This window comes from Ruegeria sp. F5, from assembly GCF_056533845.1.
In genome coordinates this window covers 313,088-336,400 of sequence record NZ_JBQFOU010000003.1, presented here as the reverse complement: position 1 = coordinate 336,400, position 23,313 = coordinate 313,088, and the positions used below count along the sequence as shown (strand labels likewise).

Genomic DNA, 23,313 nt, shown 5'->3' with positions numbered 1-23,313 from the left:
GAAGGGCACGTCGTAATGCGAAAAACAGACGGGTTCTTTGTCATCCCGGGCGTGTTTGATGAGGCTGCTTTTGCAGAGTCGTTGACGAACATGTCTGTTCAGAAAGACGGGCAGACAGCGCCCCGGCCATGCCGGTTTCTGGATTGCCACGATCAGTCTTTGCGCAATGGCGGCAGAATTCTTATTGAAGCGGCTGGAACCCTGCAATTGCTGCAGGGCAACGGTCAGACGTGGTTTCAAAAGGCAAAGGGTGCCGGTCGCTTTGCGCAGGATTTACCCTCTGGCCCCGTGCGCGACGCGCTGAAGGGATTCCCGACCCTGCGCGCCCTGATGGTGATCGGTGCAGGCGAGGTCGAGGAAAGCGCCCTGTCCATTCTGGACGACCTGGAAAAGACACAGGTGCGCGGTAAGCTGCTGACGCTGAGGTCTGAAAGTGGTCAGGTCACCATCGTCAGAATTCAGAGGCTGAGAGGGTATGACCGCGCTTTTGCCGAGGTTCACAGCGCGCTCGAAGGGCTGACTGCTGGCAATGAAACGATCCAAGCGGTGTTTCAGGGCCTTTTTCCGGGGATGGAGCCTTATCAGGCCAAACCCGAAATCCCATTGGGCAAAGACGAACCATCGATACAAGTCGCGACGGACATTATCTATACATATCTTGCGGTTGCGCGTCAGAATGAAAGCGGTGTGATTGCCGATATCGATACCGAGTTCCTGCATGACTTCCGTGTGTCGTTGCGGCGCATCCGATCGGTCCTGAGCCTGTTCAAGGGGGTCTTCTCGGAACGCCAGACGGCTGAGTTGAAACGCGTCTTTTCCGATCTTATGGCCGTCACCGGCCGGACGCGCGATCTGGATGTGTATCTGCTGGAAAAGGATATGTATTTCAGCCTGATACCGCAAAATCTTCATGCCGGTGTGCAGATGATGTTCGACCGGTTTGAAAAAGAACGGGCACAGGAATTATCGCGCTTGTCCCGCCGGTTGCGCAGTGCAGCTTATGACGCGTCCATGGTCAAGCTCGCCGAGCTTTTCAACGACACCAGCAAGGTAGAGCCGGGGCCGAATGCAAACCGTGCAGCTTACGACTATGCCTGCGCCTTGATCTGGAAACGGTACCGCAAGGTCTGCAAACTGGCGCGCAGCATTTCCGAGGAGACTCCGGATCAGGCTGTGCACGACCTGCGGATCGACTGCAAGAAACTGCGCTATCTGATGGAGTTCTTTGCGCCGCTCTTCAATGCAAGTGATTTCAAAACCATCATCAAGCCATTGAAAAGGCTTCAGGATAACCTGGGCCTGTTCAACGATTATTCGGTCCAGCAAGAGGCGTTGCTGAATTTCGTCTCACAGCAAAGCAATGCCCGGGATCAGGTCGATGCGCAGCTTGGTCTGGCTGCAGGCGGGCTGATTGCGGTGCTGGATCAGCGCCAAAAAGCCGAACGGGCGCGCGTGATTGCGAATTTCCAGCAGTTTGACAGCGCCGACATTCGGCAGCTTTTCCGCAGCCTGTTTCACCAAAAAAGGAGCGATGGATGAAGATCATTGCCTGTTACAGCAACAAGGGCGGTGTTGGCAAAACCGCCACCTCGGTGAATTTGGCATATGCCTATGCTCAGGCGGGTCAACAGGTGCTGCTGTGCGATCTTGATCCGCAGGGGGCGTCGGGGTTCTACTTTCGGGTCAAGCCTTCGAAAAAGTTGACGGATGCCCGGTTTTTCGAGGATGTCAAACGTTTCACAAACGCGATCCGGGCCAGCGATTTCGAAGGGCTGGATGTGCTTCCGGCGAACCTGACCTTCCGCGATTTCGATGTGTTTCTGTCCCGGATGCGGAACAAGCGGTCGCGGCTGAAAAAGGCTCTGATCGCGGCGGGCAGCGATTACGACGTGATCATTCTGGACTGCCCGCCCAACTTCTCGACATTGTCCGAGAATATTTTCAAAGCCGCCGACGAAATCGTGGTGCCGGTCATTCCGACGACCCTGTCCGAGCGGACTTTCGATCAGTTGGTGAGTTTCTTCGCTGAGCACAAATTGCGCAAAAAGAAGCTACGTGCCTTTTTCTCGATGGTGCAAATGCGCAAGACGCTGCATCAGGAAACGATGGAGAAGATGCGCAAACTGTACCGCAAGCGTTTTCTGCAAACCTCGATACCGTTCGCGGCGGATATCGAAAAGATGGGCCAGCACCGCGCGCCGGTCAGCACCTATGCCCGGCGCAGCGCCGCCAGCGGGGCCTATCAGGCGCTGTTTGATGAACTTGAGAACGGAGTGATCTCGTCCAAATGAGCAAGGAAATTGAGCGCAAGTTTCTGGTGGCACGCCTGCCGGATCTGAAAGGCGCGGATAAGGCGGTGGTGCGTCAGGGCTATCTGACTGCGCCGGACGACTCGACTGAACTTCGCCTGCGCCAGAAGGGTGAGCGCTATTTTCTGACCCTCAAGGGCGGAGAAGGGTTGGTTCGGGTCGAACGTGAGACCGAGATTTCACAGGAGCAATTCCAAACGTTCTGGCCGGAAACCGAAAGCCGGCGGGTAGAAAAGGAACGGTTTACTAGTCAACTGCCGGATGGCCGGACGTTCGAGTTGGATGTCTTTCAGGGAAACCTCGCGCCGTTATGTCTGGTCGAGGTGGAATTCACCTCTGAACCCGAGGCGGTTGGGTTTCGGCCGCCGGAATGGTTCGGCGCAGATGTGACGTCGGATAAACGCTATAAAAACAAGACGATGGCGATCAAAGGTGTGCCCGCTTAGGGCTGATTGGCCAGCTTGATCGTCGTCTCAAGCCCCGGATCGCAGTTGCGCGCAGAAAACGCGCCGCCATGCATGCGTGATATGGCGGCCACGAGCGCAAGCCCAAGTCCCGCATTGCGCTCGGTCCGTGCCGGATCAAGGGTGACAAAGGGCATTTGCAGTTGCTGGAGGTCTTTTTCGGGCACGCCGGGGCCCCGGTCGCGGACGCTCAGGCGGGTGAATTCGCCGTCGCGCGCGATCGAGATCGTGATCGCCGTATCCTGCGGCGCATAGCGCATCGCATTTTCCAGCAGGTTTGAAAGCGCCTGCGACAACAAGGGGCGGTGGCCCTGGATCGGTTCGACTTGCCCCAAAACCTCGAGCTGGATGCCCTTGTCCGCCGCCACGGGGTCATAGAGTTCAACCGCATCGCTGACCAGTTGCTGCAAATCCACCTGTTCGAACTGCTCGCGCCCCAGACCGGCCTCGGCCCGTGAGATATCGGTGAGTTGCCCCAGAACCCGCAGAACATGGTCGATTTCGCCGGTTGCGCGGGCGATGTCGATCTCGCGGTCCAGATCACTTTTCCCCGGATCGGACAGGGCCTCGACCCGTTGCCGCAGACGTGAGAGGGGCGACCGCAAGTCATGGGCGATCGAGTTCGACGTGGTGCGCAGGTTGCTGATCAGTTCCTCGATCCGGTCGAGCATGTTATTCAGCGTTCCCGCGACTTGATCGAATTCATCCCCGGTTCCGCGCATAGGCATGCGCCGGGACAGGTCGCCAGAGACGATGTTCTCAGCGGTGCTGGCAATATCGGACAGCCGCGAGAAAACCAGACGGGTGAACAGCCAGCCTGTCAGAACGCTTAAAACCAGCGCAATTCCAAGGGCAAGCGCCACCGAGCGCAACAGGACACGGTCGAACTGTTGGCGTGCGACCGCGTCGCGCCCCACCAGCAAGCGTTCACCGCCGGGCAGGCGAATGGACGCGGCTGAGACGGGCACCAGCTGATCATTATCCGCGCGCCGCACGTCCAGTTCGACCCAGCCGCTGCCAGCGGTGATGTTGGTGGGCCAGCTTTTGAGGTTGCCGACCAGCGTGACGCCCAACCGGTCCGTCAGCAGATACATGGCATCCCGCTCGGACGCGGTCGGCAGCCGGCGTTCGATGGCTGCGATCAGGCCAATCAGCCCGCGTCGTTCGTATTCATCTGCCAGCCCGGTCAGTTCCGCCGACACGACCGATCGGGTTTCGGATTCAATGCTGCGATTGGCGGTCACATAGACCAAAGCCAGAACTGTCGCCGTCAGAAAGGTGCTGAGAACCATGCTGGCGACGACAAGCCGTGTGCGTGAATTGTTCAGGGAAAGTCGCAGGTTATCCATCAGACATCATGTAGCCTGCACCCCTTACGGTTTCAATCAACGGCATCTCTCCGCCCTCATCCAACTGACGGCGCAGCTTTGAGATATGAACGTCCACGACATTGGTGTTGGGGTCGAAATGGTAATCCCAGACCCCCTCTAACAGCATCGTGCGCGAGACGACGCGGTTTTTGCGGCGCAGGAAAAACTCGAGGATCTGAAACTCGCGTGGGGTCAGCGTAATCTCGCGCCCGTCGCGGGTGACTTTGCGCGTCAGCAAGTCCATCTCAAGGTCCTTGCAGGTAAGCGTCGGGGTCTCCTCGGATTCCTGCGGGCGACGCAACAAGGCCTCGATCCGGGCGTGCAGTTCCTGAAACGAGAACGGCTTCACCAGATAGTCATCAGCGCCGGACCGCAGGCCTTTGACCCGCTCATCCACCGCGCTCATCGCGGTCAGCATCAGGACCGGGGTTTTCAGGCCCGCCGCGCGCATGGACTTGATCAAAGAGAGCCCGTCCAGACCCGGCAGCATCCGGTCCAGCACAACCGCGTCGAACCCGCCATCGGTCGCGTGATACAGTCCTTCGCGGCCATCAGCGGCAACCTCGACAACGTAACCTTCTTCCCCAAACCCTTTGGCGATGAAGTCCCGAGTATCTTCGTCATCTTCAACGATCAGCAGGCGACGGCTCATGATGCGGGTTCCTTTCTACCGGGATTTAAACACAAAATTCATTCAAAGCACATGATTTACCAATGCTCTTGCCGGGTGCGGAGAACGCACCCGGCAACCCGGCGGATCGCGGACAAGTCAAACCGCCGGGGAGGCGCGCGCCAGATTTCCCCATCAAGTGGCGCGCGCGGGTCTTCGTTCAGGCGACTTCCACCGCAACAAAGATCTGGTTGCCGCCGCGATTGATCAGCACCAGGGCCGGATCGGTTTTCTCGCTGTCCAGTGCCGCCTTCAGCGCATCCGGCGTAAAGGTGTCCTGGTTGCCCAGTTTCACGATCACGTCGCCGCGTTGCAGGCCTGCCTTGGCGGCAGGGCTGTCGGGTTTCAGCTCGGTCACGACCACGCCATCGATGTTTTCACCAACACCCATCTCGGCGCGGGATGCGTCGGTCAGGGGGGCGACGGTGACGCCCAGGGACGTGCCCGAGACATTGCTGTCAACTGTGGTGTCAGCATCGGCCGAGGCCGTCTGATACTGACCGATCGTCAACTCAACCTGTTGCGGTTTGCCGTCGCGCAGCACGGTCAGGGTGCTGTTGGTGCCAACCTTGGTGGTGCCGACCAGCAAAGGCAGATCGCTGCTTGAATCGACATCCTCGTCGTTGAAGGTCAGGATCACGTCGCCCTGTTGCAGCACGCCATCTGCCGGGCTGCCCGAGACGACCTCGGCCACCAAAGCCCCTGCGGATTGGTCGATGCCCAATGCCGCGGCAAGTTCCGGGCTGACATTCTGGATCGAGACACCCAGCCAGCCGCGGCTGACCTGACCATCATCGCGCAGGTCTGCCGCGATATGTTCGACGATGTTCGATGTCACCGCAAAACCCAGCCCAACCGAGCCGCCGCTTGGCGAATAGATGGCCGAGTTCACACCGATCACTTCGCCTTCCATGTTGAACAGCGGTCCGCCCGAGTTACCCTTGTTGATGGCCGCATCGGTCTGGATGAATTCGGCATAGGGCCCCTGCGAGATGTTGCGGCCCTTGGCCGAAACGATGCCGGTGGTCACCGTCGAGTTCAGGCCAAACGGGTTGCCGATGGCCACGACATCCTCGCCCACGCGGATAACTTCGCTATCACCCATTTCAACAGCTTGCAGCGTTTCACCGGCGTCGATTTTCAGCACAGCGATATCGGTCAGCGGGTCGGTGCCGATCACTTCGGCTTCGAATGTGCGGTCGTCGTTCAGCCGGACGGTGATGGTCGAGGCATTGTCGACCACGTGGTGGTTGGTGACGATATAGCCAGCCTCATCCAGAACGAAGCCGGACCCAAGGCCCTGAGCCGGGCCGCGCTGGGGCATGTTGAACCCTTCCGGGCGGCCGAAGCGCTTGAAGAATTCCTGGAACGGGTGGCCTTCGAAATCGAAATTTTGTCCCTGTGCCGGTGCAGGTGCGGCGTCCTGCTCGGCGATAATGGTCACGACCGAAGGTGATACGCTTTCAACCAGATCGGCCAGCGCTTCATCCGCCATTGAGGGCAGGGCGGTCGTGGCCAGCATGGCGGCCCCTAACGCACCGACGCCGATCCAGTTGGATGTGCGCGGCAAAAGAAGCGGGGATTTACGGATGCTCATGTGTGTCTCCTGTATGTACCGCGCGATTACAGCCGCGCGTTGGAACAGCAGATGCCCGTCAAACCTGTGTCTTTGCTGACTGGTCCATTAAGAAATCTTAATTTCGCCACAAAGGCCCTGTCCTGTAGCGGCGGTGACGGCCGTGGATTCGTTCGTTTCGCCACAAATCCTGCATTCGAATCGGAGAATTGTTGCCGAAATCGGTGTCAAATTTTCAAAAACGTTGAATTAAATCAGTTTGGTTGACAAACGGGCTATCGCCTTGACCCAAACCCGGCAATTCACCTTTGGATTGTATGTCGTTTTGCGTATGTTAGGTGAGCCGCGAATAAACCATTTTATTTGTTTTCAATGCAGGCTAAAAGTTTGTGCATAACGACTGTTATCGTTGTGCGGCTAAAAATTGCACTCTCCTTAAAGTGGTGCTGCCTCCGGCAAGATGTTGCGCAAATGCCAAACACCTTTCGCCAAACTTAACCGTTTCCTCCAATTTTACGTTGTTTCGAGACTTCGGATCGGGGAGGATGAACTTGCCCAAGTAAGGGGGAGCCGAAGGCACTAGGGGGTGCCGACGGCTAGCTCAGTCTAAAAAGCGCTAGCGGCATGTTAACGAGGGGGTCTTGTTTCGGTTCAGCAGCGGATTGACCAGTACACCTGTGTGGTGATCTGGCTGCGTTTTTGGGATTGGTGAAAAGTGGTAGTCCTGTTTTGGGCAACCGGCCCGGTCGGAAACGACCGGGCCGTGTTCATTTACGGGGTGCGATCTGCGCGCCATGCTGCCCAATCCTCGGGCGTGTCGAGGTCCAACAGCGCATTCCGCCCGGGCAGGCGGTGCAGGTGTACTTTGTCCTTATGCGAACGCACGACGGCTTGCGCGCCATCATCGCCCTTCAACGCGGACAACTCGTCAAACAGGCTTCGGTCAAACAGGACGGGATGACCGGGTTTGCCGTCCTCGGTCGCGCCGCGCCAGATCAGGTGATCGGGGTGGTTTACTCTGGATTGCAGGACTGCGGCCAGATCTTGCGTGGTCAGATCCGGCAGGTCCGAAAGTGCCACCATCACCGCTGGGGCGTTTGGTAGAACATGCGCCAGCGCGCCGCGCAGGCTGGCGTTCATCCCTTCAGCGGCGTTGGGAATTGGAACTTTTTGCACGTCAAGATCATCGATGGCGTCATGTCTGGGGTGTGGGGCTGGGGGCAGGGCCACGATCACCGGGCCGACCGCACGCGCAGCAATCGCGATACGCCGGATCAGCGGCATGCCATCGACCTCTTGCATCAGCTTGTCTGTTCCGCCCATGCGGCGGGATTGGCCAGCGGCCAACAGGATGATCGGAATCCGGCTCATGCGGCCAACATGCCGTTGACCGCAGGGGAAGTCATCCCCTCATACGCGCGCCATCGGCGTCGAAAAGCGGGGTTGAAATCACGCGGGCCCTGCGCATCTGGCCGAGGATTTCGATCTCTACCTCCAGCCCGTCAACGGCGCGGTCGGTTGGCAGAAAGCCCATGGCGACGGATTTTCCGGCGAAATGGGAATACCCGCCTGACGTGCAGAACCCGACAACGGCCCCGTCCAGCCAGATCGGTTCGTATGCGTTAACGTCCGCGTCGTCCGCATCGACGTCGAAGGCGACCAGTTTACGGGACGCGCCGCCGGACCTTTCGGCCTCGGCTGCTGTGCGCCCGATGAAATCTGCGTTCTTCGAAAACGAGATGAACCGATCCAGCCCGGTTTCCGCCGCCGTGTAGTCGGGCGAGAATTCCCGCATCCACGATCCAAAGAACTTGTCCAGACGCAGTGACATCATGGCCCGCATGCCGAACGGGACCATGCCATGCGGTTCACCGGCCTGCCACAAGGTCCACCATAACTGCCGCTGGGCCATCGGATCACAGTAAATCTCGTAGCCCAGATCGCCGGTATAGCTGACCCGCTGAACGATGCAGTCGGTCATGCCGACGGTCATCGGGCGCACGTCCAGAAACCGCAACGTCGAGACGTCGTCGCGCGTGCAGGCGCTCAGAACCTCGGCGGCTTTTGGCCCTGCGATCTGGAACCCGTTCAGCCGGTCCGAGATATTATCGACCGTCACACCGGGCTGGCCCAGCTGCTGGAACCAGCGCATGTGGAACGCCTGACTGCCGTACGAGGCGGTGAGTTGGAAGCATGTTTCGCTCAGGCATGAGACGGTGAAATCGCCGATCAGCTTGCCCTTGGGCGACAGCATCGGGGTCAGGGACACCCGGCCCGGCTGAGGGATGCGCCCGGCCATGATCCGGTCCAGCCAGTCGCGCGCGCCGGGTCCGGTGACGCGGTACTTGCCGAAATTGTGGACCTCATTGATCCCGACGCCCTGACGCACCGCCCGGACCTCGCGCCCTGTTGCCTCAAACGCGTCCGAGCGGCGGAAAGAGGGGGTTTCGTAACCCGGCTCGCCGTCTTGCGCGAAATAGTTCGGCACTTCCAGCCCGTATTGCTGGCCCCAGACCGCGCCCAGATCGCTGAAGATGTCGTACATCGGCGTCGTGCGGTTAGGACGCGCGGCGGGCAGTTCCTCGTTTGGATAGGCAACGCTGAACCTTTTTTGGTAGTTCTCGATCACCTTGGGGCGGGTGTAGCCGGGGCTGATCCAGTCGCCGAACCGCGCCACATCCATGGCAAAGACATCCCGTTCCGGCTCGCCCTCGATCATCCACTGCGCCAGCGTCAGCCCGACGCCGCCACCCTGACTGAACCCGGCCATGACACCACAGGCGGACCAATAGTTCCGCACCCCTGGAACCGGCCCGACCAGAGGATTGCCATCGGGCGCAAAGGTAAACGGCCCGTGGATGACCGATTTCACCCCGGCTTCGGCCAGAACCGGGAAGCGGGAGTAGGCAAACTCGATACTGTCGGTGATCTTGTCGTAATTGTCGGGCAGCAATTCGTGCCCGAAGTCCCAAGGCGTTCCGTCGACCGCCCAGGGCTTGCAGGGCTGTTCGTAGAATCCGATGCACAACCCCCGACCTTCCTGCCGCAGATAGCTTTCCCCGGCAGGGTCCATCACATGCGGGTGCTCGCCGCCCGCGTCGATGATCGCCTCGATCTGCGGGATCGAGTCCGTCACAAGATACTGGTGCTCCATCGGGTGCAGGGGGAAGTAAATGCCCGCCATCGCGCCAACCTCACGCGCCCAAAGGCCGCCTGCGTTGACGATGTGTTCGGCGTGGATGGTGCCCTTGTCAGTGACCACATCCCATGTGCCATCGGGGCGTTGGTTGGTTTCCCGCACCATGCAGTGCGTTTCGATCGTCGCCCCGCCCATCCGCGCGGCCTTGGCATAGGCATGGGTGGTGCCGGACGGATCAAGATGGCCGTCCAGCGGATCGTAAAGCGCGCCGATGATGCCGTCGGTATTGGTGATCGGAGCAATCTTTTTGATCTCTTCCGGGCCGACGATTTCCGTTTCCAACCCCATGAACCGGTGTTTGGCACGTTCGGCCAGCAACATGTCGAACCGGTCCTGATTGTCGGCCAGCGTCACCCCTCCCACATGGTGCAAGCCGCAGGACATGCCGGTGATCTCTTCCAGTTCCTTGTACAGACGGATCGTATATCCCTGCAGCGCCGCCATATTGGTGTCGCCGTTCAGCGTGTGAAACCCGCCTGCCGCATGCCAAGTGGACCCGCTGGTCAGTTCGGACCGCTCTAACAGCATCACGTCGGACCAGCCGAGCTTTGTCAGATGGTAGAGGACGGAACAGCCAACGACACCACCACCAATGACCGCCACGCGGGTTTCGAGTTTCATGCAAGCCTCCGTCAGAATTTGTGCCAGTCTGATCGGCAGGGCCAGTGATGCAAGACGAAAACCGACAAAACATGTCGCTGGAAGCGGGTGCGCGGATCGCCCAACCCTAAAGCGGACGGATCTTCAGTCCGGTTATCCGGTTGCCTTCACGCGCAGTCACTTCGAACCGGAAGCCGTGGAAGGAAAACACTTGCCCGACCACCGGAATCATCTGAGCTTCGTGGATCACCAAACCGGCCAGCGTGTTGGCCTCTTCATCCGGCAGGGACCACTCCATCGCGCGGTTCACGTCGCGGATCGTCATCGCCCCTTCGACCAGATACTGGCCATCTTCGGTGCGCGTGACCGGAACCTCTTCTTCGATGTCGAACTCGTCGGCAATCTCACCCACGATCTCTTCCAGAATGTCCTCGAGCGTGATCAGGCCGCGCAGCGAGCCATATTCGTCAACGACCAGCGCAAAATGGCTGTGCATGCGCAGGAATTCCCGCATCTGATCGTCCAGAGTGGTGGTCTCGGGCACGAAATACGGATCATTCGCCACCTTCGAGATGTCGAAGGATTTCAGCTTGTCCGTATCCCCGTCAGCGCCGCCGACCTGCGCGTACATGGCGCGGAACAGGTCCTTTGCGTGTACGACGCCTACGATGTTCTCGGGTTCATCCCGGAATACGGGCAGGCGGGTATGGGGGCTTTCCAGACACTGCTTCAGAATATCTTCGGGCGGGGCATCGGCGTCGATCATCTCGATGTTCGAGCGGTGCAGCATGATCTCTTCAACCGCACGCTCGCCCAGATCGAGTGCGCCAAGGATGCGGTCGCGGTCTTCCTTTTCGACCACGCCCTCGGAATGGCCAAGCTGCAGGGCACCGGCGATTTCCTCGCGCACGGCTAGGATGTTGCTGTCGGGGTCGATCTTGACGCCGAACAGGCTCAGCACGCCGCGGACCAGCAAGCGCACTGCCGCGACGATGGGCGAGAAGACGGTGACGACAACGCCGATGATCGGCGCAACTGCGGATGCGGCCTTTTCCGAATTGGTGATCGCGTAGGTCTTGGGCAGAACCTCGGCAAAAACCAGAACCAGCAGGGTCATGACCAGCGTGGCCAGCGCAACACCGCTTTCGCCGAACAGCCGGGTGAACAGCGCCGTCGCCAACGAGGCGGCAAGGATGTTTACAAGGTTGTTGCCCAGCAGGACCGAGCCGATCAGCCTCTCGTTATCATCGGTGATCTCGAGCGCTTTTTTCGCTCCGCGCGAGCCCTTGTCGGCCTGCGCGCGCAGTTTCCCGCGCGAGGACGCGGTCAAAGCCGTTTCTGATCCCGAGAAAAAGCCCGACAGGACAAGCAAAAGCAGAATGGCGCCTGACGTAAGCCAGAATGCGCCGTCGATCAGAGAGGATGTGGGTTCCATCGGTCCTTGTTTGTTCGAGTACGTGCATCCGTTATGGGGATGCGGCCCCGCCGGATCAAGGGGTTAGCCCTTGTTGTCAGGGTCTTTCGCCAGCGGGTGATGCTCCAACACCAGTTCGGCCAGCCGCTCATCCAGAACATGCGTGTAGATTTCGGTGGTGGCGACATCGGCATGGCCAAGCAGGGTCTGTATCGACCGCAAGTCCGCGCCGTTGGCCAACAGATGCGTGGCAAAGGCGTGGCGCAGGGTGTGGGGGGTGACTTTTTCAGGGGAAACACCACCCTGAACCGCCAGTTCCTTGATCAGGTGAAAGAACATGTGCCGGGTCAAGTGTCCGGACTTCCCGCGTGACGGAAACAGGAACCGGGACCGTTGCCCGCCTTTTTCGACCACCTGATCCTCGGCCTCGTCGCGGGTTTTCAGCCAATCAGACAGCGCATCGCGGGCAGGTCGGGATAGGGGCACCATTCGTTCCTTGCCGCCTTTGCCCAGAACCAGCAGCATCCTCGGGTCGCCCCGCGCGGATGAGACCGGCAGCGACACAAGCTCGGTCACGCGCATGCCGGTGGCGTAGAGCAACTCCATCAGACAGGTGTTGCGCTCTCGATCCGCCGGGCTGCGCCCTGTTTCGCGGGCGGCGGCCAGCAGCCGGTCCACCTCGGGGACATCCAGCGTTTTGGGCAGCCGTTTCTGCCGACCGGGCCCTTTGATCTGAATGGCAGGGTTGGTTTCACGCCAGCCTTCTTCGAACGCGAACCGGTACAGTTGCTTGATCGCCGACAAGCGCCGCGCGCGGGTGGATCGGGACAAGCCCTGATCGTCGCAATCGATCAGATAGGCCTCGATCCGGTCCCGGTCGGCCTGATCAAATCCGACATTGCGATGCTTCAACCACGCCGCAAAGTCCTTGAGGTCCCGCCCGTAGGCCAGCAACGTGTTGGTCGCCGCCCCTAGTTCGGCGGCCTGGGCCTGAAGGAAGGTGGATATCCACAGTTCTGGCGAAGCCGGGCCGGTCACAGGCGGCGGTCCTGCAGGATCAGCAGGTTCAACGCAGCGCGCCGGGCGGTGTCTTCCAGACCCACGCGCCTCAAGGTGGCGATGGCTGCCGTCAAGTCGACCAGATTGCCGCGCGCGCCGTGGGCAAACAGGTTCATGGTTTCCAAAATTGCCTCGCCCAGTTGCCCGTTGGTCAGCAGCGCATCTATGTCTGATGGCACCGGCGCAGCCCAGACAAACCCTTCGGCAATCGCATCTGCCGTGGGTGAGGGCGAGGGCGAACGCGCGGGATCGCCCTGCGCCAGCGCTGTCAGGAACTGCGTTTCGACCGAGTCGTCGGGTGGCTCCAACGCGGCCTTCTCATAGAGGTCGGACAGCATCAAAACCTGCCAGCGCAGATTTTCCGCCGCTGGCATTGGGAGGGTAAGGTCGAACAGCGGCTCGGCAAACAGTTCGGCAAAGGCGACCTCGAGCCCGACGCTGCGCATCTGTTGCCAAACGTCGGGAAGGGTTTTGCCAATGGCCTCGGGGTTGCGGGTATTCAGCGCGCTCTCAAACCGCTGGACCGCTGCAACCCGATCCCAAACCGCGCCGGACGCCGCCGGGTCGCGTTCGGTGTATAGGCCAAGCAATTGGTTCGGCGTCAGCGCTCCGATCCGGGTCAGACGCTCAGCCGCTTCGATCTGGGCTTTCCAACCGGCCACATCGCGCAGGTCCGCGTTTGCGAACGCACGCGGCAGCGGGGCCGAGGGCAGGCGTTCCCCGATCGCTTCGAACAGGCGAAAGCTGAGCGGGTCGGGGTTGTCCGGTTGCGGCAAATAGGCCGCGTCTTCGAACAGTTCAGGGCTGAGGAACCGATCCAGCAAGTCCAGTTGCTCGGGCGGCAGAATGTCCAGCGCATGCGCCGCTTCCAGCGTCAGCGCGGCCGAGGCCCAATCCCCCCGGCGGGCCTTGCAGAAAATCTGCGCGGCGTAGTCATCCGACAGATGCGGCTGCGCGGTCAGGGCGGTGCAACTGCGGTCTTCATCGCCGGTCAGAAGCGTGGCATCGAACCAGCGCTGAAACCGATCTTGCGAATTCGTGGGACCAGCCAGTTGTACCAGCGACTGAACAGGGTCCGCCGCGCCAAGCTGCATCAGGCGGTCGAGGCGGCCCAGAAGCAAGGTTTCTTCGGCACCCGGGCCAGCGGGCGAGCGTGCCTCGGTCAGCAGCAGAGTAAACAGCAGGCGCTGCATGGCCGGGTTGTATTTGACGGGAACGCGCGCGATCAGTTCGGCCAGACGCTCGGGGTCGCTGCCCTGCCACAGATCCACGGGCAGGCCAGTCACCGACGAAGACACCAGCCCCAAAGGTTGCGACAGCGCTTCAAGCGGCGTGACCACAACGTCCGGCTGACCGCCATTCTGGGTCACCGGCGGTTCCAGCAGTACCGTCCCGGGCAGGTTTTCCGGCGGATTCGTCAGCCAGTCGATGGCCGACAGCGGCTCTTGCGCAAATGCCGGTCCGGCCAGAAAGAGCGCCAGCAATGCGGGCTTAATCGACATCCAGCGTGACCGGTTCGCGGATTTCGCCCTGCGGAGCCGAAAAATCCGCGCCGAAAAACGGGCCGAGATAGGCATAGCCCACCAGCCCGATGAACCCCAGGCAAATGATATATATCAGGAACTTGATCAGACGGCCCATGGCGCCACGCTGCCTCAATTTTTGATTTTGACCAAGTTATAACTGGCATTTTTTCCAAGATCACGTCATTCACGGTTAAATGAGCGAAATAAAGCATAACACTCACTCAGCGGACACACGGCCGGGCTTTGATCTGCACAAAACCGTGGTTCTGGTGGGCATGATGGGCGCCGGGAAAACGGCGGTGGGCCGGGCACTGGCTGCGCGGCTGGGTGTGCCCTTCCTCGACAGCGATGCCGAGATCGAATCGGCGGCGAACATGACCATCCCCGAGATTTTCGAACGCGATGGCGAACCCTTTTTCCGCAGCAAGGAATCTCAGATCATCGGTCGGCTGCTGGATGAGGAAAAAGGCATCCTGTCCACCGGCGGTGGCGCGTTTCTGTCCGAGGAGAACAGGCGCATGATCACCCAGCGCGGGGCCTCGGTCTGGCTGCGGGCAGACCTGAATGTGCTGTGGAACCGGGTGCGCCACAAGGACACGCGCCCGTTGCTGCGCACGCCCGACCCCTATGCCACGCTCAAAGGCCTGTACGAAGCGCGCGTCCCGATCTATGCCGAGGCCGATCTGACGGTGCTGTCGGACGGGGAAGTCTCGATTGACAATATGGTAGAGCGGGTGCTGCAGGCCCTGACCGCGCGCCCTGACGTTTTGGAACGGAAGTAGATGCATCAGACCGTACATGTTGAGCTGGGCGAACGCTCGTATGACGTTGAAATCGGGCCCGATTTGCTGGCGCAGGCGGGCGCGCGGATCGCGCCTTTGCTGCATCGGCCAAAAGTTGCGGTTCTGACGGATGACAATGTGGCGCGGCTGCATCTGGACGCGCTGCGCGACGGCTTGGCGACCGCTGGCATTGAGATGACAGCACTGACTCTGCCCGCCGGTGAGGCCACCAAAAGCTGGCCGCATTTCGAACGCGCCGCCGAGTGGTTGCTGGCGGAAAAGATCGAGCGCCGCGATGTTGTGGTCGCTCTCGGCGGCGGCGTCATCGGGGACCTCGTGGGGTTTGCGGCTGCGGTGATGCGGCGCGGGGTGCGGTTTGTGCAGGTGCCGACATCTTTGCTGGCGCAGGTCGACAGTTCCGTGGGCGGCAAGACCGGCATCAATGCGCCGCAGGGCAAGAACCTGATCGGGGCGTTTCACCAGCCCTCTCTGGTTCTGGCGGATACATCCGTTTTGGGCACCCTGACCGCACGCGATTTTCTTGCGGGCTATGGCGAGGTTGTGAAATACGGCCTGTTGGGCGATGCCAAATTCTTTGAATGGCTTGAAACCAATGGCCCCATTCTGGCTTCGGGCGATATGGCCGCGCGTGTTCAGGCCGTAACCCGTTCGGTCCAGATGAAGGCCGACATCGTGGCGCGGGACGAAACCGAGCAGGGCGACCGGGCGCTGTTGAACTTGGGCCATACCTTCTGTCACGCGCTCGAGGCCGCGACGGGCTATTCCGACCGGCTGTTGCATGGCGAGGGCGTAGCCATCGGGTGCGCACTGGCGTTCGAGTTATCCTCGCGTCTGGGTCTGTGTTCGCAGGAAGACCCCAGCCGCGTGCGGGCGCATCTGCGGGCGATGGGGATGAAAACCGATCTGGCCGATATTCCCGGTGACCTGCCGGGGGCAGAGGCGCTTGTTGATCTGATGGCGCAGGACAAAAAAGTCGTTGACGGACAGCTGCGGTTCATTCTGGCGCGGGGGATCGGACAGGCCTTTGTGACTTCGGACGTGCCGCGGGATGCGGTTCTGTCGGTGCTGCAGGACGCTTTGGCAACGGCTTGATTGCCAAGCGTTTTAACGCCCCCGGATCACCATCAGCTCGCCGATATTCTCGCGCGTGATATACCCTACCATACGCCCCGTCCGGCTGAGAACGGCGATGGCCGGAGCGCCGTTGTGCAACCCTTTCAGAACGGTTTCCAACCCGGCGGTCAGGGCGACTTGCGGAATGTCTGTGACCATGATCGACGTCGCCGGGTCCGAGCGTGGATGATCCCCGGCCAACGCGGTAAACAGCCGGTCGCGGGTGACGAAACCAAGCAGGATACCCTCGGCGTCCAGAACCGGAAACTCGTGCTGGGTGGTGTGAATGACCGCCTGCGCCGCCGTGCTTAGCGAATCCTGCGGCGACAGGGCGTGAAACTCGGTGATCATGGCATCCCGCGCCAAAACGCGGCGCGCCACGGATCGCAGCGCAACATCCTGGCTTTCGGCATTGGCTGCGATGAACACGAAAACCGCGATCAGGACAAGGATCGGGTTGCCAGAGCTCAGCCCCAGAAACCCGAGCCCGACGGCGACGATCTGTCCGCCCAAGGCCGCAACGCGGGTGGCCTTGACGCGGTCCATCCGCAGGCACAGCAACGCCCGGAACACACGGCCCCCATCCATCGGGAAGGCGGGGATCATATTGAACGCGGCCAGCAGCAGGTTGATATAGGCCAGCCGGTTCAGAAACCCCGCATTGGGCGAGTCGATCTGGGTGATGGTTTCATAAGGCATGCCAGCGCCCAGAACGACCAGCACGAGCCATATGACGATATTGACGGCAGGTCCGGCCAGCGCCACCCAGACCTCCTGCATCGGTTTGTCGGGCATCCGCTCCAGCCGCGCCAGCCCGCCGATGGGCAGCAGGGTGATGTCGGGGGTCTTGATGCCATAGCGCCGCGCCATCAGCGCGTGGCCGAATTCATGTGCCACGACGCAGGCAAAAAGCAGAAGAACGAAAATCAGGTTTTCGACCGCTGCGGGCCAGCCGCCATTGTTATAGGCGGCAAACCCGATCCAGGCCAAAAGCAGGAAAAAGGTGACATGGACCCTCAGTTCGGACCCAAGCAGGCGGCCGAGTGAGAAGGACCATGTCATGTTGTGTCTCCGTTTTGGTTAGAACGGAATCTCGTCGTCGTCGATTCCGCCCGAGGCCGGCGCAGGCGCGCTGGACTGGCCGCCATAGGGGTCGCCATACCCGCTGCCGCCATGTCCGCCGCCATATCCGCCCGACTGGCCGCCGCCGCCTTCACCGCGCGCATCCAACATCACCAGAGTCGAGCCGAACCCTTGCAGAACGACCTCGGTCGAGTAGCGATCCTGACCGGATTGATCCTGCCACTTACGGGTCTGAAGCTGCCCTTCCAGATAAACCTTGGACCCTTTGCGCAAATATTGCTCGGCCACCCGAACCAGGCCTTCGTTGAAGATTGCGACGGTGTGCCATTCGGTGCGTTCCCGGCGCTCGCCCGTGTTGCGGTCTTTCCATGTCTCAGAGGTCGCAACGCGCAGGTTGCAGACTTTTCCACCGTTCTGGAATGTCCGGACCTCAGGATCGCGGCCAAGATTGCCCACCAGAATGACCTTGTTGACTGAGCCTGCCATATATTTCCCCGTTCTGTTCTACCTAGGATGCGCCGAATCTGGCGCTGTGTTTCAGAGTGACCCTATACGGCCTGCATCGTGGTTAAAACATGGTTGATAGCCACACCTGCGGGCTGATTTCTTAGGGTGGCCTTTACCAAGCTTTCATTTTTGTCTGGAATACCTATACTCCGACTGGTTTTGAACGGGCAGGATAGGCATTTATGCGATCTCTGGTAGTTGGTTTTACGGTTGCGTGTTTTGCGCTGGCAGTTGGCCCTGCGCAGGCGGAAACGCTGTCCTCGAAAAGCCGTAAGGACATTTTTCTGAAGCAGGCCAAAGTGTTGGACGGTCGCGCCGCGACGCAATACCGCGATTCCGCGCGGCTTAAGCCGAAGACATCGCAGAGCACGTTCAACAAGCGCTACACCGGAAAGTATCGGGGTGAGTATCTGGCACTGGCCCGCAACGCCGCGCGCCTGCACAGCGTGCCCGAAGATCTGTTTTTGCGCCTCGTTCAACAGGAAAGCGGCTGGAACCCGCATGCGAAATCCCACAAAGGGGCGTTGGGTCTGGCGCAGCTGATGCCGCAGACGGCCGAGTTGTTGGGCGTAAACCCGCATGACCCGAAGCAAAACCTTGAGGGTGGCGCCCGCTACCTGTCCTGGCAGTACCGGAAATTCAAATCCTGGAAGCTTGCGCTGGCCGCTTACAATGCAGGCCCCGAGGCTGTGGAACGGCATGGCGGTGTGCCACCATACAAGGAAACCCAGAACTATGTGCGGGTGATCTGGGGCGGCTGACGCTTAGCCTCATGGAATGAAAAAGGACCAGCGCAGCGCTGGTCCTTTTCGTTTCCGCTTCCGTTATTCGGCGGCGATTTTGATAACCGGCTCCATACGGGCAAGAACATCCTCGGCCAGGTGACATTTGACCTGATGCCCGTCCGCCAGCGTCTTGACCGGAGGCACGTCCGATTCACACCGACCATCCGGAACCTCGGACTTCCAGCGGCACCGCGTCTGGAACGGGCAACCGGGCGGAGGATTCATCGCCGACGGAATATCGCCTTCCAGAACGATATGTTCCTTTTCAATCGACGTATCCGCGATGGGCACCGCGCTCAGCAACGCCTCGGTATAGGGGTGGTAGGGCGGTGCGAATACCTGATCCGTCGACCCAAGCTCGACCACATGGCCCAGATACATCACCATCACCCGGTCGCTGAGGTAGCGGACAATCGACAGATCGTGACTGATGAACAGCAGCGTGGTCTTGTGTTCGCGCTGAATCTCCATCAGCAGGTCGGTGACGGCGGCCTGAACCGACACGTCCAACGCCGAGACCGGCTCATCCGCCACAACGATCCGCGCGTCCCCGGCAAAGGCACGGGCGATGCCGACGCGCTGTTTCTGCCCGCCCGACAACTGCCGTGGCATGCGGTCTGCAAAGGCACGAGGCAGCTTCACCAGATCCAGCAGTTCCAGCATCCGCTTCTTACGCTCGGCCTCGGAATTGCCGACGCCAAAGATTTCCAGCGCCCGGATGATCTGCCGGCCCACCGTCATCGACGGGTTCAGAGTGTCAAAGGGGTTCTGGAACACCATCTGAACCTCGCCCACAGTCTTGGCATCGCGCTCTTCGATCGGCACGGCTTCGATGTTGCGGTTGTCCAGTAGGATTTGCCCGTCCGTGGCGGTTTCCAGACCCATCAGAACCTTGGCAAAGGTCGACTTGCCGCAGCCGGATTCACCGACGATGGCAAGGGTTTCGGATTCATGCGCCTCAAAACTCAATGTCTCGTTGGCTTTGACCACCTTCGTTGCGCCACCGCCGAACAGGGCGTTTGCGGCGACCTCATAGTATTTCTTGAGGTTGTCCATCTTCAGGACAGTGCGGCCAATTTCGGCTTTTTCTTTCTGCTCACCAACGGTGATCGGCGCGTTCCAGTCGATCTCTTTGAACTTCAGACACCGGGTGTGGTGACGGTCATTGCCGGGAACGGCTTCCATCAAAATGGCCTGTGCATCGCAGCGACCTTCCTCGAAATAGTCGCAGCGAGGGCCAAAGTTACACCCCGGCGGGCGTTCATGCGGCAGCGGGAAGTTCCCCGGAATCGCCACCAGAGGCCGTGCATTCTTGTCGGCACCAGGCAGGGGGATCGAGCGGAACAGCGCCTGCGTGTAGGGGTGCTGCATCTCGTCGAACACATCGTGGATCGAGCCGCGCTCGACCGCCTCGCCGGAATACATCACACAGAGCCGGTCGCAGGTTTCCAGAACCAGACCAAGGTTGTGCGAGATGAACAGCATCGAGGTGCCGTATTTCTTGCCCAGATCCTTGACCAGTTCGACCACCGCGGCCTCAACGGTCACGTCCAGCGCGGTCGTCGGTTCGTCCAGAATCAAAAGCGCCGGTTTCGACATCAGCGCCATCGCGATCACGATGCGTTGCTGCTGCCCGCCCGAAAGCTGGTGCGGGAACGAGTTCAGCATCCGCTCGGGGTCGGGCAGGCGCACATCTGTCACCACCTCCAGCGCGCGGGCGTATGCCTCTTCCTGTCCTACGCCCTCGTGGATCATCGGCACTTCCATCAGCTGCTTGCCGATCTTCATCGCCGGGTTCAGCGAGGCCATCGGCTCCTGATAGATCATCGCGATCTCGTTGCCACGAATGTCGCGCAGTTCCTCGGTCGTCATCTCGCTCAGATCGCGGCCCTTGAACTTGATCGTGCCACCCACGATGCGTCCGTTCTTGCCCAAATCCTGCATGACGCCCAGCGCCACCGTAGACTTGCCGCAACCGGATTCACCCACCAGCCCCACAGCCTCACCAGGCTGCACGCTGACAGAGAAATCCATCACGGCGGGAATTTCCCTCAGCCGGGTAAAGAATGAAATCGACAGCTTGTCGATCTCGAGAATTGGCCCGTCATAATCCGCCAGTTTGTTCATCTTGTTACTCCTCGCGAGAGTCCGGGGGATCCCCTTCATCTGGCTAAAAATATCTCGGGGTTCCGGGGGCAGAGCCCCCGGCCTTGATCACATCAGTCCTTCAGACTTTCTTCGCGCAGACCGTCCGCCAGCAGGTTCAGACCAAGAACCAGTGACAACAAGGCAAGCGCAGGCGGAAGGGCAGGGTGCAGGTAGATCGACAGAAGCTTGCGCCCCTCGTTGATCGTGGACCCCCAGTCCGGGCTTTCCGGCGGCAGACCCAGCCCGAAGAAACCCAAGGTTCCCAGCAGGATGGTCGTGTAGCCGATGCGCAGACAGAAATCGACGATCAGCGGGCCACGTGCGTTGGGCAGGATCTCCCACAGCATGATGTACCACGGGCCTTCGCCTCGGGTTTGCGCCGCAGCCACGTAGTCGCGGGTTTTGATGTCCAGCGCCAGACCCCTCACGATGCGGAACACCGTGGGTGAGTTCACGAACACCACCGAGACGAACACCACCAGAATACCGCCTGGAATGTCGAACAGATCCAGATAGGTCGGCAGTCCCCAGATGCTGTAGCTGTCGGTGTTGATGATGTAGCCCTTGGTCGAAATCAGCGACAGATAGAGCCACAGCGCCACGCCCAGAACCCCGATCAACAGCGGCGTCCGGAAGTTCGGCCGCGTGTAGTACCGCGAGTTCAGCAGGACGCCCAGGAAGATGATCGGGAACACGAACAGCACGGCCGCCATATAGTTCGGCACACCGGTCGCAACGATCTCGGGCGTCACCAGCAGGTAGAACAGCAGGATCACGGGGAAGGCCAGGATCAGGTTCGCCAGGAAGGACAGCAGCGTATCCAGCCGTCCGCCATAATAACCGGCGGGTAGGCCCAGCGTGATGCCGACCATGAACGCAAACATCGTCGCCAGTGGTGCGATCTGCACTACGATCCACGCGCCTTTGACCATGCGGCTAAAGACGTCGCGCGCCAGGTTGTCACCGCCCAGAAGATACCAGGCGTACTGACCCTCTTCCAGATTGGGCAGGGGCGTTCCCGGCACCTTGTTCTTCATGCCCGAGACCTGCGACAGCGAGTCATGTGTCACGATCAGGTCAAGCGCGCCGAAAATCCCGGTGAAAACCCAGAACATCACAAGGCCAAAACCGATCATGCCGATGGGACTGTCAAACAGTTTGCCATACAGGCCCAGCTTGCGTTTGAAAGCGATCGACATGGCATAAAGAATGATCAGCGACAGCCAAACCGGCAGGAACTGTTGGGAAATCGCGCCGATGATCCCGGCGCCGGTGCCCATCAGGATGCCAAGGACGATATAGGCAAGCGCGATCCCGACACTGGCAAGAAAGCTGTAGCGCAGCGCGAACTGTATCATGATCCGGGCGTTCGAGTTCGAGGTCAGCGTGCCATCCGGGTTGACCGTCATCTGATCCTCGGGCAGCACGATGCTGGCCAGCATCCAGACGACGATGGACAGCACCATCAGACTCAGCGCAAGCGCAAAGATCGGGTTGAGGAAGGCGATAGAGCCGGTCCAGGTAAGTGGTTCCATAATCTATCCCTCCTTAAGCGATGCGAATGCGCGGGTTAAGGTAGACATAGCCGATATCCGATATCAGCTGCGTCACCAGCACCACAAAGACCGACACGACCGAGATCGCCAGCAAGAGCTGGATGTCGTTATTGCCCGCCGCCTGAACCAGCGCCCAGCCGAACCCTTTGTAGTTGAACAGGGTTTCGACGATCACCACGCCGTTCAGCAGCCATGGGAACTGCAGCATGATGACGGTAAACGGCGCGATCAGCGCATTGCGCAGCGCGTGTTTCATGACGATGTTCGGGAAAGACACGCCTTTCAGACGCGCGGTGCGGATATATTGCGCCGTCATCACCTCGGTCATCGAGGCGCGGGTCATGCGGGCGATATAGCCCATCCCGTAAAGCGCGATGGTCAGCACCGGCAGAAAGAAGTTCTCGAATGTCGGGTTCTCCATCGCCTGTGTGGCGGTGCCCTTGAACCATTTCAATCCGACTGCGGATGAGGTGAAGATCGCGATGAAGATCACGCCCGAAACATATTCTGGCGTCGCTGTCGTCGTGATCGCAAAGGTCGACAGCGTGCGGTCGGTGGCCGATCCTTCTTTCATCCCCGCCAGAATGCCTAGGATCAGGGCCGAGGGGACCATCAGCAACATCACCCAGAACATCAGCCGACCGGTCAGAGCCAGCCGGTTGCCGACAACGGTCGAGACTTCTTCTTTAAAGACCGTCGAATACCCCCAGTACCCCTGCAGGATACCGCAGAAACTCGGTGCCTCTTCGGCGGACTGTCCCGGCAGAATGCATCTGCCCTGAACGGTGCCGTCGTCATTCGTGTGCCGGTAGGACGGCAGAACGCCCAGCCATTCACCGTATTTTATCGGCACCGGCTGAAGATACCCGCCCTTCTCAAGGAAGCTGGCGACTTGCTCGTCCGACATGCGGAAGTTGCCTTGTGTTTTGGCTAGCTTTTCGAGGTTCGGGTAGAGGTTGGTCAGAAAGAAGACCAGGAATGTCAGACACAATGCTGTCAAAAGCATGATGCCGACGCGCCTTAGAATAAAAAGTCCCATGTTAGCCCCTGTTGGTCGGCCAGCGTGAATTCGTCATGGTTTCACGCGTCGCTGTTTTTATGTCGCCGTATGCAGGACGAAAGGGCCGCACC

Annotated in this window: 20 protein-coding genes; 6 read left to right on the top strand and 14 right to left on the bottom strand. The window is 60.1% G+C overall.

Annotated features, from left to right (window positions below; genetic code table 11):
* Positions 1–15 precede the first annotated feature (15 nt).
* From ACR0K1_RS06555 to ACR0K1_RS06545, 3 genes are read left to right on the top strand one after another with little or no spacing between them, the layout of a single operon-like run.
* Positions 16–1,539, top strand: a complete 1,524-nt coding sequence (locus ACR0K1_RS06555; protein WP_480849335.1) for a CHAD domain-containing protein — start codon at positions 16–18, stop codon at positions 1,537–1,539.
* Complete coding sequence (locus tag ACR0K1_RS06550) at positions 1,536–2,291, top strand: ParA family protein (protein WP_480610350.1); 756 nt, start codon at positions 1,536–1,538, stop codon at positions 2,289–2,291. Before ACR0K1_RS06555 ends, ACR0K1_RS06550 begins: the two co-directional genes overlap by 4 nt.
* Positions 2,288–2,755: a CYTH domain-containing protein gene (locus tag ACR0K1_RS06545; RefSeq protein WP_480610352.1), complete on the top strand. Its 468-nt coding sequence runs from the start codon at positions 2,288–2,290 to the stop codon at positions 2,753–2,755. Before ACR0K1_RS06550 ends, ACR0K1_RS06545 begins: the two co-directional genes overlap by 4 nt.
* Here ACR0K1_RS06545 and ACR0K1_RS06540 read toward each other — a convergent pair.
* From ACR0K1_RS06540 to ACR0K1_RS06500, 9 genes are all read right to left on the bottom strand, one after another.
* Positions 2,752–4,122, bottom strand: a complete 1,371-nt coding sequence (locus ACR0K1_RS06540) for a sensor histidine kinase (RefSeq protein WP_480610354.1) — start codon at positions 4,120–4,122, stop codon at positions 2,752–2,754. The two genes, ACR0K1_RS06545 and ACR0K1_RS06540, sit on opposite strands and share 4 nt — an antisense overlap.
* The gene (locus ACR0K1_RS06535; protein ID WP_480610356.1) at positions 4,115–4,795 is read right to left on the bottom strand and encodes a response regulator transcription factor; all 681 of its coding nucleotides are present in this window, start codon (positions 4,793–4,795) and stop codon (positions 4,115–4,117) included. The genes ACR0K1_RS06540 and ACR0K1_RS06535 overlap by 8 nt, the downstream gene beginning before the upstream one ends.
* 178 nt (positions 4,796–4,973) lie before the next feature.
* Positions 4,974–6,410 (bottom strand): DegQ family serine endoprotease, encoded by a 1,437-nt coding sequence (locus ACR0K1_RS06530; RefSeq protein ID WP_480849331.1) that lies wholly within the window; start codon positions 6,408–6,410, stop codon positions 4,974–4,976.
* A 750-nt stretch (positions 6,411–7,160) separates the two neighbouring features.
* On the bottom strand, positions 7,161–7,760 hold the full coding sequence (locus tag ACR0K1_RS06525) for a nucleotidyltransferase family protein (RefSeq protein ID WP_480610359.1): 600 nt from the start codon (positions 7,758–7,760) through the stop codon (positions 7,161–7,163).
* Positions 7,761–7,791: 31 nt separating this feature from the next.
* Positions 7,792–10,209, bottom strand: a complete 2,418-nt coding sequence (locus ACR0K1_RS06520) for a GcvT family protein (RefSeq protein WP_480849329.1) — start codon at positions 10,207–10,209, stop codon at positions 7,792–7,794.
* Between the two features lie 106 nt (positions 10,210–10,315).
* Positions 10,316–11,623, bottom strand: a complete 1,308-nt coding sequence (locus ACR0K1_RS06515; protein WP_480610362.1) for an HlyC/CorC family transporter — start codon at positions 11,621–11,623, stop codon at positions 10,316–10,318.
* A 63-nt stretch (positions 11,624–11,686) separates the two neighbouring features.
* Positions 11,687–12,640 (bottom strand): tyrosine recombinase, encoded by a 954-nt coding sequence (locus ACR0K1_RS06510; protein ID WP_480849328.1) that lies wholly within the window; start codon positions 12,638–12,640, stop codon positions 11,687–11,689.
* Entirely contained in the window at positions 12,637–14,163 is a 1,527-nt protein-coding gene (locus ACR0K1_RS06505) for a hypothetical protein (protein WP_480849326.1), read from the bottom strand. Before ACR0K1_RS06505 ends, ACR0K1_RS06510 begins: the two co-directional genes overlap by 4 nt.
* On the bottom strand, positions 14,153–14,302 hold the full coding sequence (locus ACR0K1_RS06500) for a hypothetical protein (RefSeq protein ID WP_480610367.1): 150 nt from the start codon (positions 14,300–14,302) through the stop codon (positions 14,153–14,155). The genes ACR0K1_RS06505 and ACR0K1_RS06500 overlap by 11 nt, the downstream gene beginning before the upstream one ends.
* A gap of 79 nt (positions 14,303–14,381) precedes the next feature.
* On the opposite strand from ACR0K1_RS06500, the gene ACR0K1_RS06495 reads away from it, so the two are divergent.
* Positions 14,382–14,969 carry a shikimate kinase gene (locus ACR0K1_RS06495; RefSeq protein WP_480610369.1) on the top strand — a complete coding sequence of 196 codons (588 nt, stop codon included), beginning with the start codon at positions 14,382–14,384 and terminating at the stop codon, positions 14,967–14,969.
* Entirely contained in the window at positions 14,970–16,082 is a 1,113-nt protein-coding gene (gene aroB / locus ACR0K1_RS06490; protein ID WP_480849323.1) for a 3-dehydroquinate synthase, read from the top strand.
* Positions 16,083–16,094: 12 nt separating this feature from the next.
* On the opposite strand, the gene ACR0K1_RS06485 is transcribed toward aroB, so the two are convergent.
* Both ACR0K1_RS06485 and ssb read right to left on the bottom strand, forming a co-directional pair.
* Positions 16,095–17,165 carry a site-2 protease family protein gene (locus ACR0K1_RS06485; protein WP_480610373.1) on the bottom strand — a complete coding sequence of 357 codons (1,071 nt, stop codon included), beginning with the start codon at positions 17,163–17,165 and terminating at the stop codon, positions 16,095–16,097.
* 18 nt (positions 17,166–17,183) lie between these two features.
* Entirely contained in the window at positions 17,184–17,672 is a 489-nt protein-coding gene (gene ssb, locus ACR0K1_RS06480; RefSeq protein WP_480610374.1) for a single-stranded DNA-binding protein, read from the bottom strand.
* 203 nt (positions 17,673–17,875) lie between these two features.
* On the opposite strand from ssb, the gene ACR0K1_RS06475 reads away from it, so the two are divergent.
* Positions 17,876–18,454: a lytic transglycosylase domain-containing protein gene (locus ACR0K1_RS06475; RefSeq protein ID WP_480610376.1), complete on the top strand. Its 579-nt coding sequence runs from the start codon at positions 17,876–17,878 to the stop codon at positions 18,452–18,454.
* Positions 18,455–18,517: 63 nt separating this feature from the next.
* On the opposite strand, the gene ACR0K1_RS06470 is transcribed toward ACR0K1_RS06475, so the two are convergent.
* The 3 genes from ACR0K1_RS06470 to ACR0K1_RS06460 all read right to left on the bottom strand — a co-directional run bounded on the left by ACR0K1_RS06470 (position 18,518) and on the right by ACR0K1_RS06460 (position 23,221).
* A complete protein-coding gene (locus tag ACR0K1_RS06470) occupies positions 18,518–20,605 on the bottom strand; it encodes a dipeptide ABC transporter ATP-binding protein (RefSeq protein WP_480610378.1) in 2,088 nt (695 codons plus the stop codon).
* Positions 20,606–20,697: 92 nt separating this feature from the next.
* A complete protein-coding gene (locus ACR0K1_RS06465) occupies positions 20,698–22,161 on the bottom strand; it encodes an ABC transporter permease (protein WP_480610380.1) in 1,464 nt (487 codons plus the stop codon).
* Between the two features lie 13 nt (positions 22,162–22,174).
* Positions 22,175–23,221 carry an ABC transporter permease gene (locus tag ACR0K1_RS06460; RefSeq protein WP_480610382.1) on the bottom strand — a complete coding sequence of 349 codons (1,047 nt, stop codon included), beginning with the start codon at positions 23,219–23,221 and terminating at the stop codon, positions 22,175–22,177.
* Positions 23,222–23,313 lie beyond the last annotated feature (92 nt).

Bases quoted from the DNA above. Each gene is read 5' to 3' on its own strand.
- ACR0K1_RS06555 (WP_480849335.1), top strand. From the start codon at position 16: ATGCGAAAAACAGACGGGTTCTTTGTCATCCCGGGCGTGTTTGATGAG.
- ACR0K1_RS06550 (WP_480610350.1), top strand. From the start codon at position 1,536: ATGAAGATCATTGCCTGTTACAGCAACAAGGGCGGTGTTGGCAAAACC.
- ACR0K1_RS06545 (WP_480610352.1), top strand. From the start codon at position 2,288: ATGAGCAAGGAAATTGAGCGCAAGTTTCTGGTGGCACGCCTGCCGGAT.
- ACR0K1_RS06540 (WP_480610354.1), bottom strand. From the start codon at position 4,122: ATGGATAACCTGCGACTTTCCCTGAACAATTCACGCACACGGCTTGTC.
- ACR0K1_RS06535 (WP_480610356.1), bottom strand. From the start codon at position 4,795: ATGAGCCGTCGCCTGCTGATCGTTGAAGATGACGAAGATACTCGGGAC.
- ACR0K1_RS06530 (WP_480849331.1), bottom strand. From the start codon at position 6,410: ATGAGCATCCGTAAATCCCCGCTTCTTTTGCCGCGCACATCCAACTGG.
- ACR0K1_RS06525 (WP_480610359.1), bottom strand. From the start codon at position 7,760: ATGAGCCGGATTCCGATCATCCTGTTGGCCGCTGGCCAATCCCGCCGC.
- ACR0K1_RS06520 (WP_480849329.1), bottom strand. From the start codon at position 10,209: ATGAAACTCGAAACCCGCGTGGCGGTCATTGGTGGTGGTGTCGTTGGC.
- ACR0K1_RS06515 (WP_480610362.1), bottom strand. From the start codon at position 11,623: ATGGAACCCACATCCTCTCTGATCGACGGCGCATTCTGGCTTACGTCA.
- ACR0K1_RS06505 (WP_480849326.1), bottom strand. From the start codon at position 14,163: ATGTCGATTAAGCCCGCATTGCTGGCGCTCTTTCTGGCCGGACCGGCA.
- ACR0K1_RS06500 (WP_480610367.1), bottom strand. From the start codon at position 14,302: ATGGGCCGTCTGATCAAGTTCCTGATATATATCATTTGCCTGGGGTTC.
- ACR0K1_RS06495 (WP_480610369.1), top strand. From the start codon at position 14,382: ATGAGCGAAATAAAGCATAACACTCACTCAGCGGACACACGGCCGGGC.
- aroB (WP_480849323.1), top strand. From the start codon at position 14,970: ATGCATCAGACCGTACATGTTGAGCTGGGCGAACGCTCGTATGACGTT.
- ACR0K1_RS06485 (WP_480610373.1), bottom strand. From the start codon at position 17,165: ATGACATGGTCCTTCTCACTCGGCCGCCTGCTTGGGTCCGAACTGAGG.
- ssb (WP_480610374.1), bottom strand. From the start codon at position 17,672: ATGGCAGGCTCAGTCAACAAGGTCATTCTGGTGGGCAATCTTGGCCGC.
- ACR0K1_RS06475 (WP_480610376.1), top strand. From the start codon at position 17,876: ATGCGATCTCTGGTAGTTGGTTTTACGGTTGCGTGTTTTGCGCTGGCA.
- ACR0K1_RS06470 (WP_480610378.1), bottom strand. From the start codon at position 20,605: ATGAACAAACTGGCGGATTATGACGGGCCAATTCTCGAGATCGACAAG.
- ACR0K1_RS06465 (WP_480610380.1), bottom strand. From the start codon at position 22,161: ATGGAACCACTTACCTGGACCGGCTCTATCGCCTTCCTCAACCCGATC.
- ACR0K1_RS06460 (WP_480610382.1), bottom strand. From the start codon at position 23,221: ATGGGACTTTTTATTCTAAGGCGCGTCGGCATCATGCTTTTGACAGCA.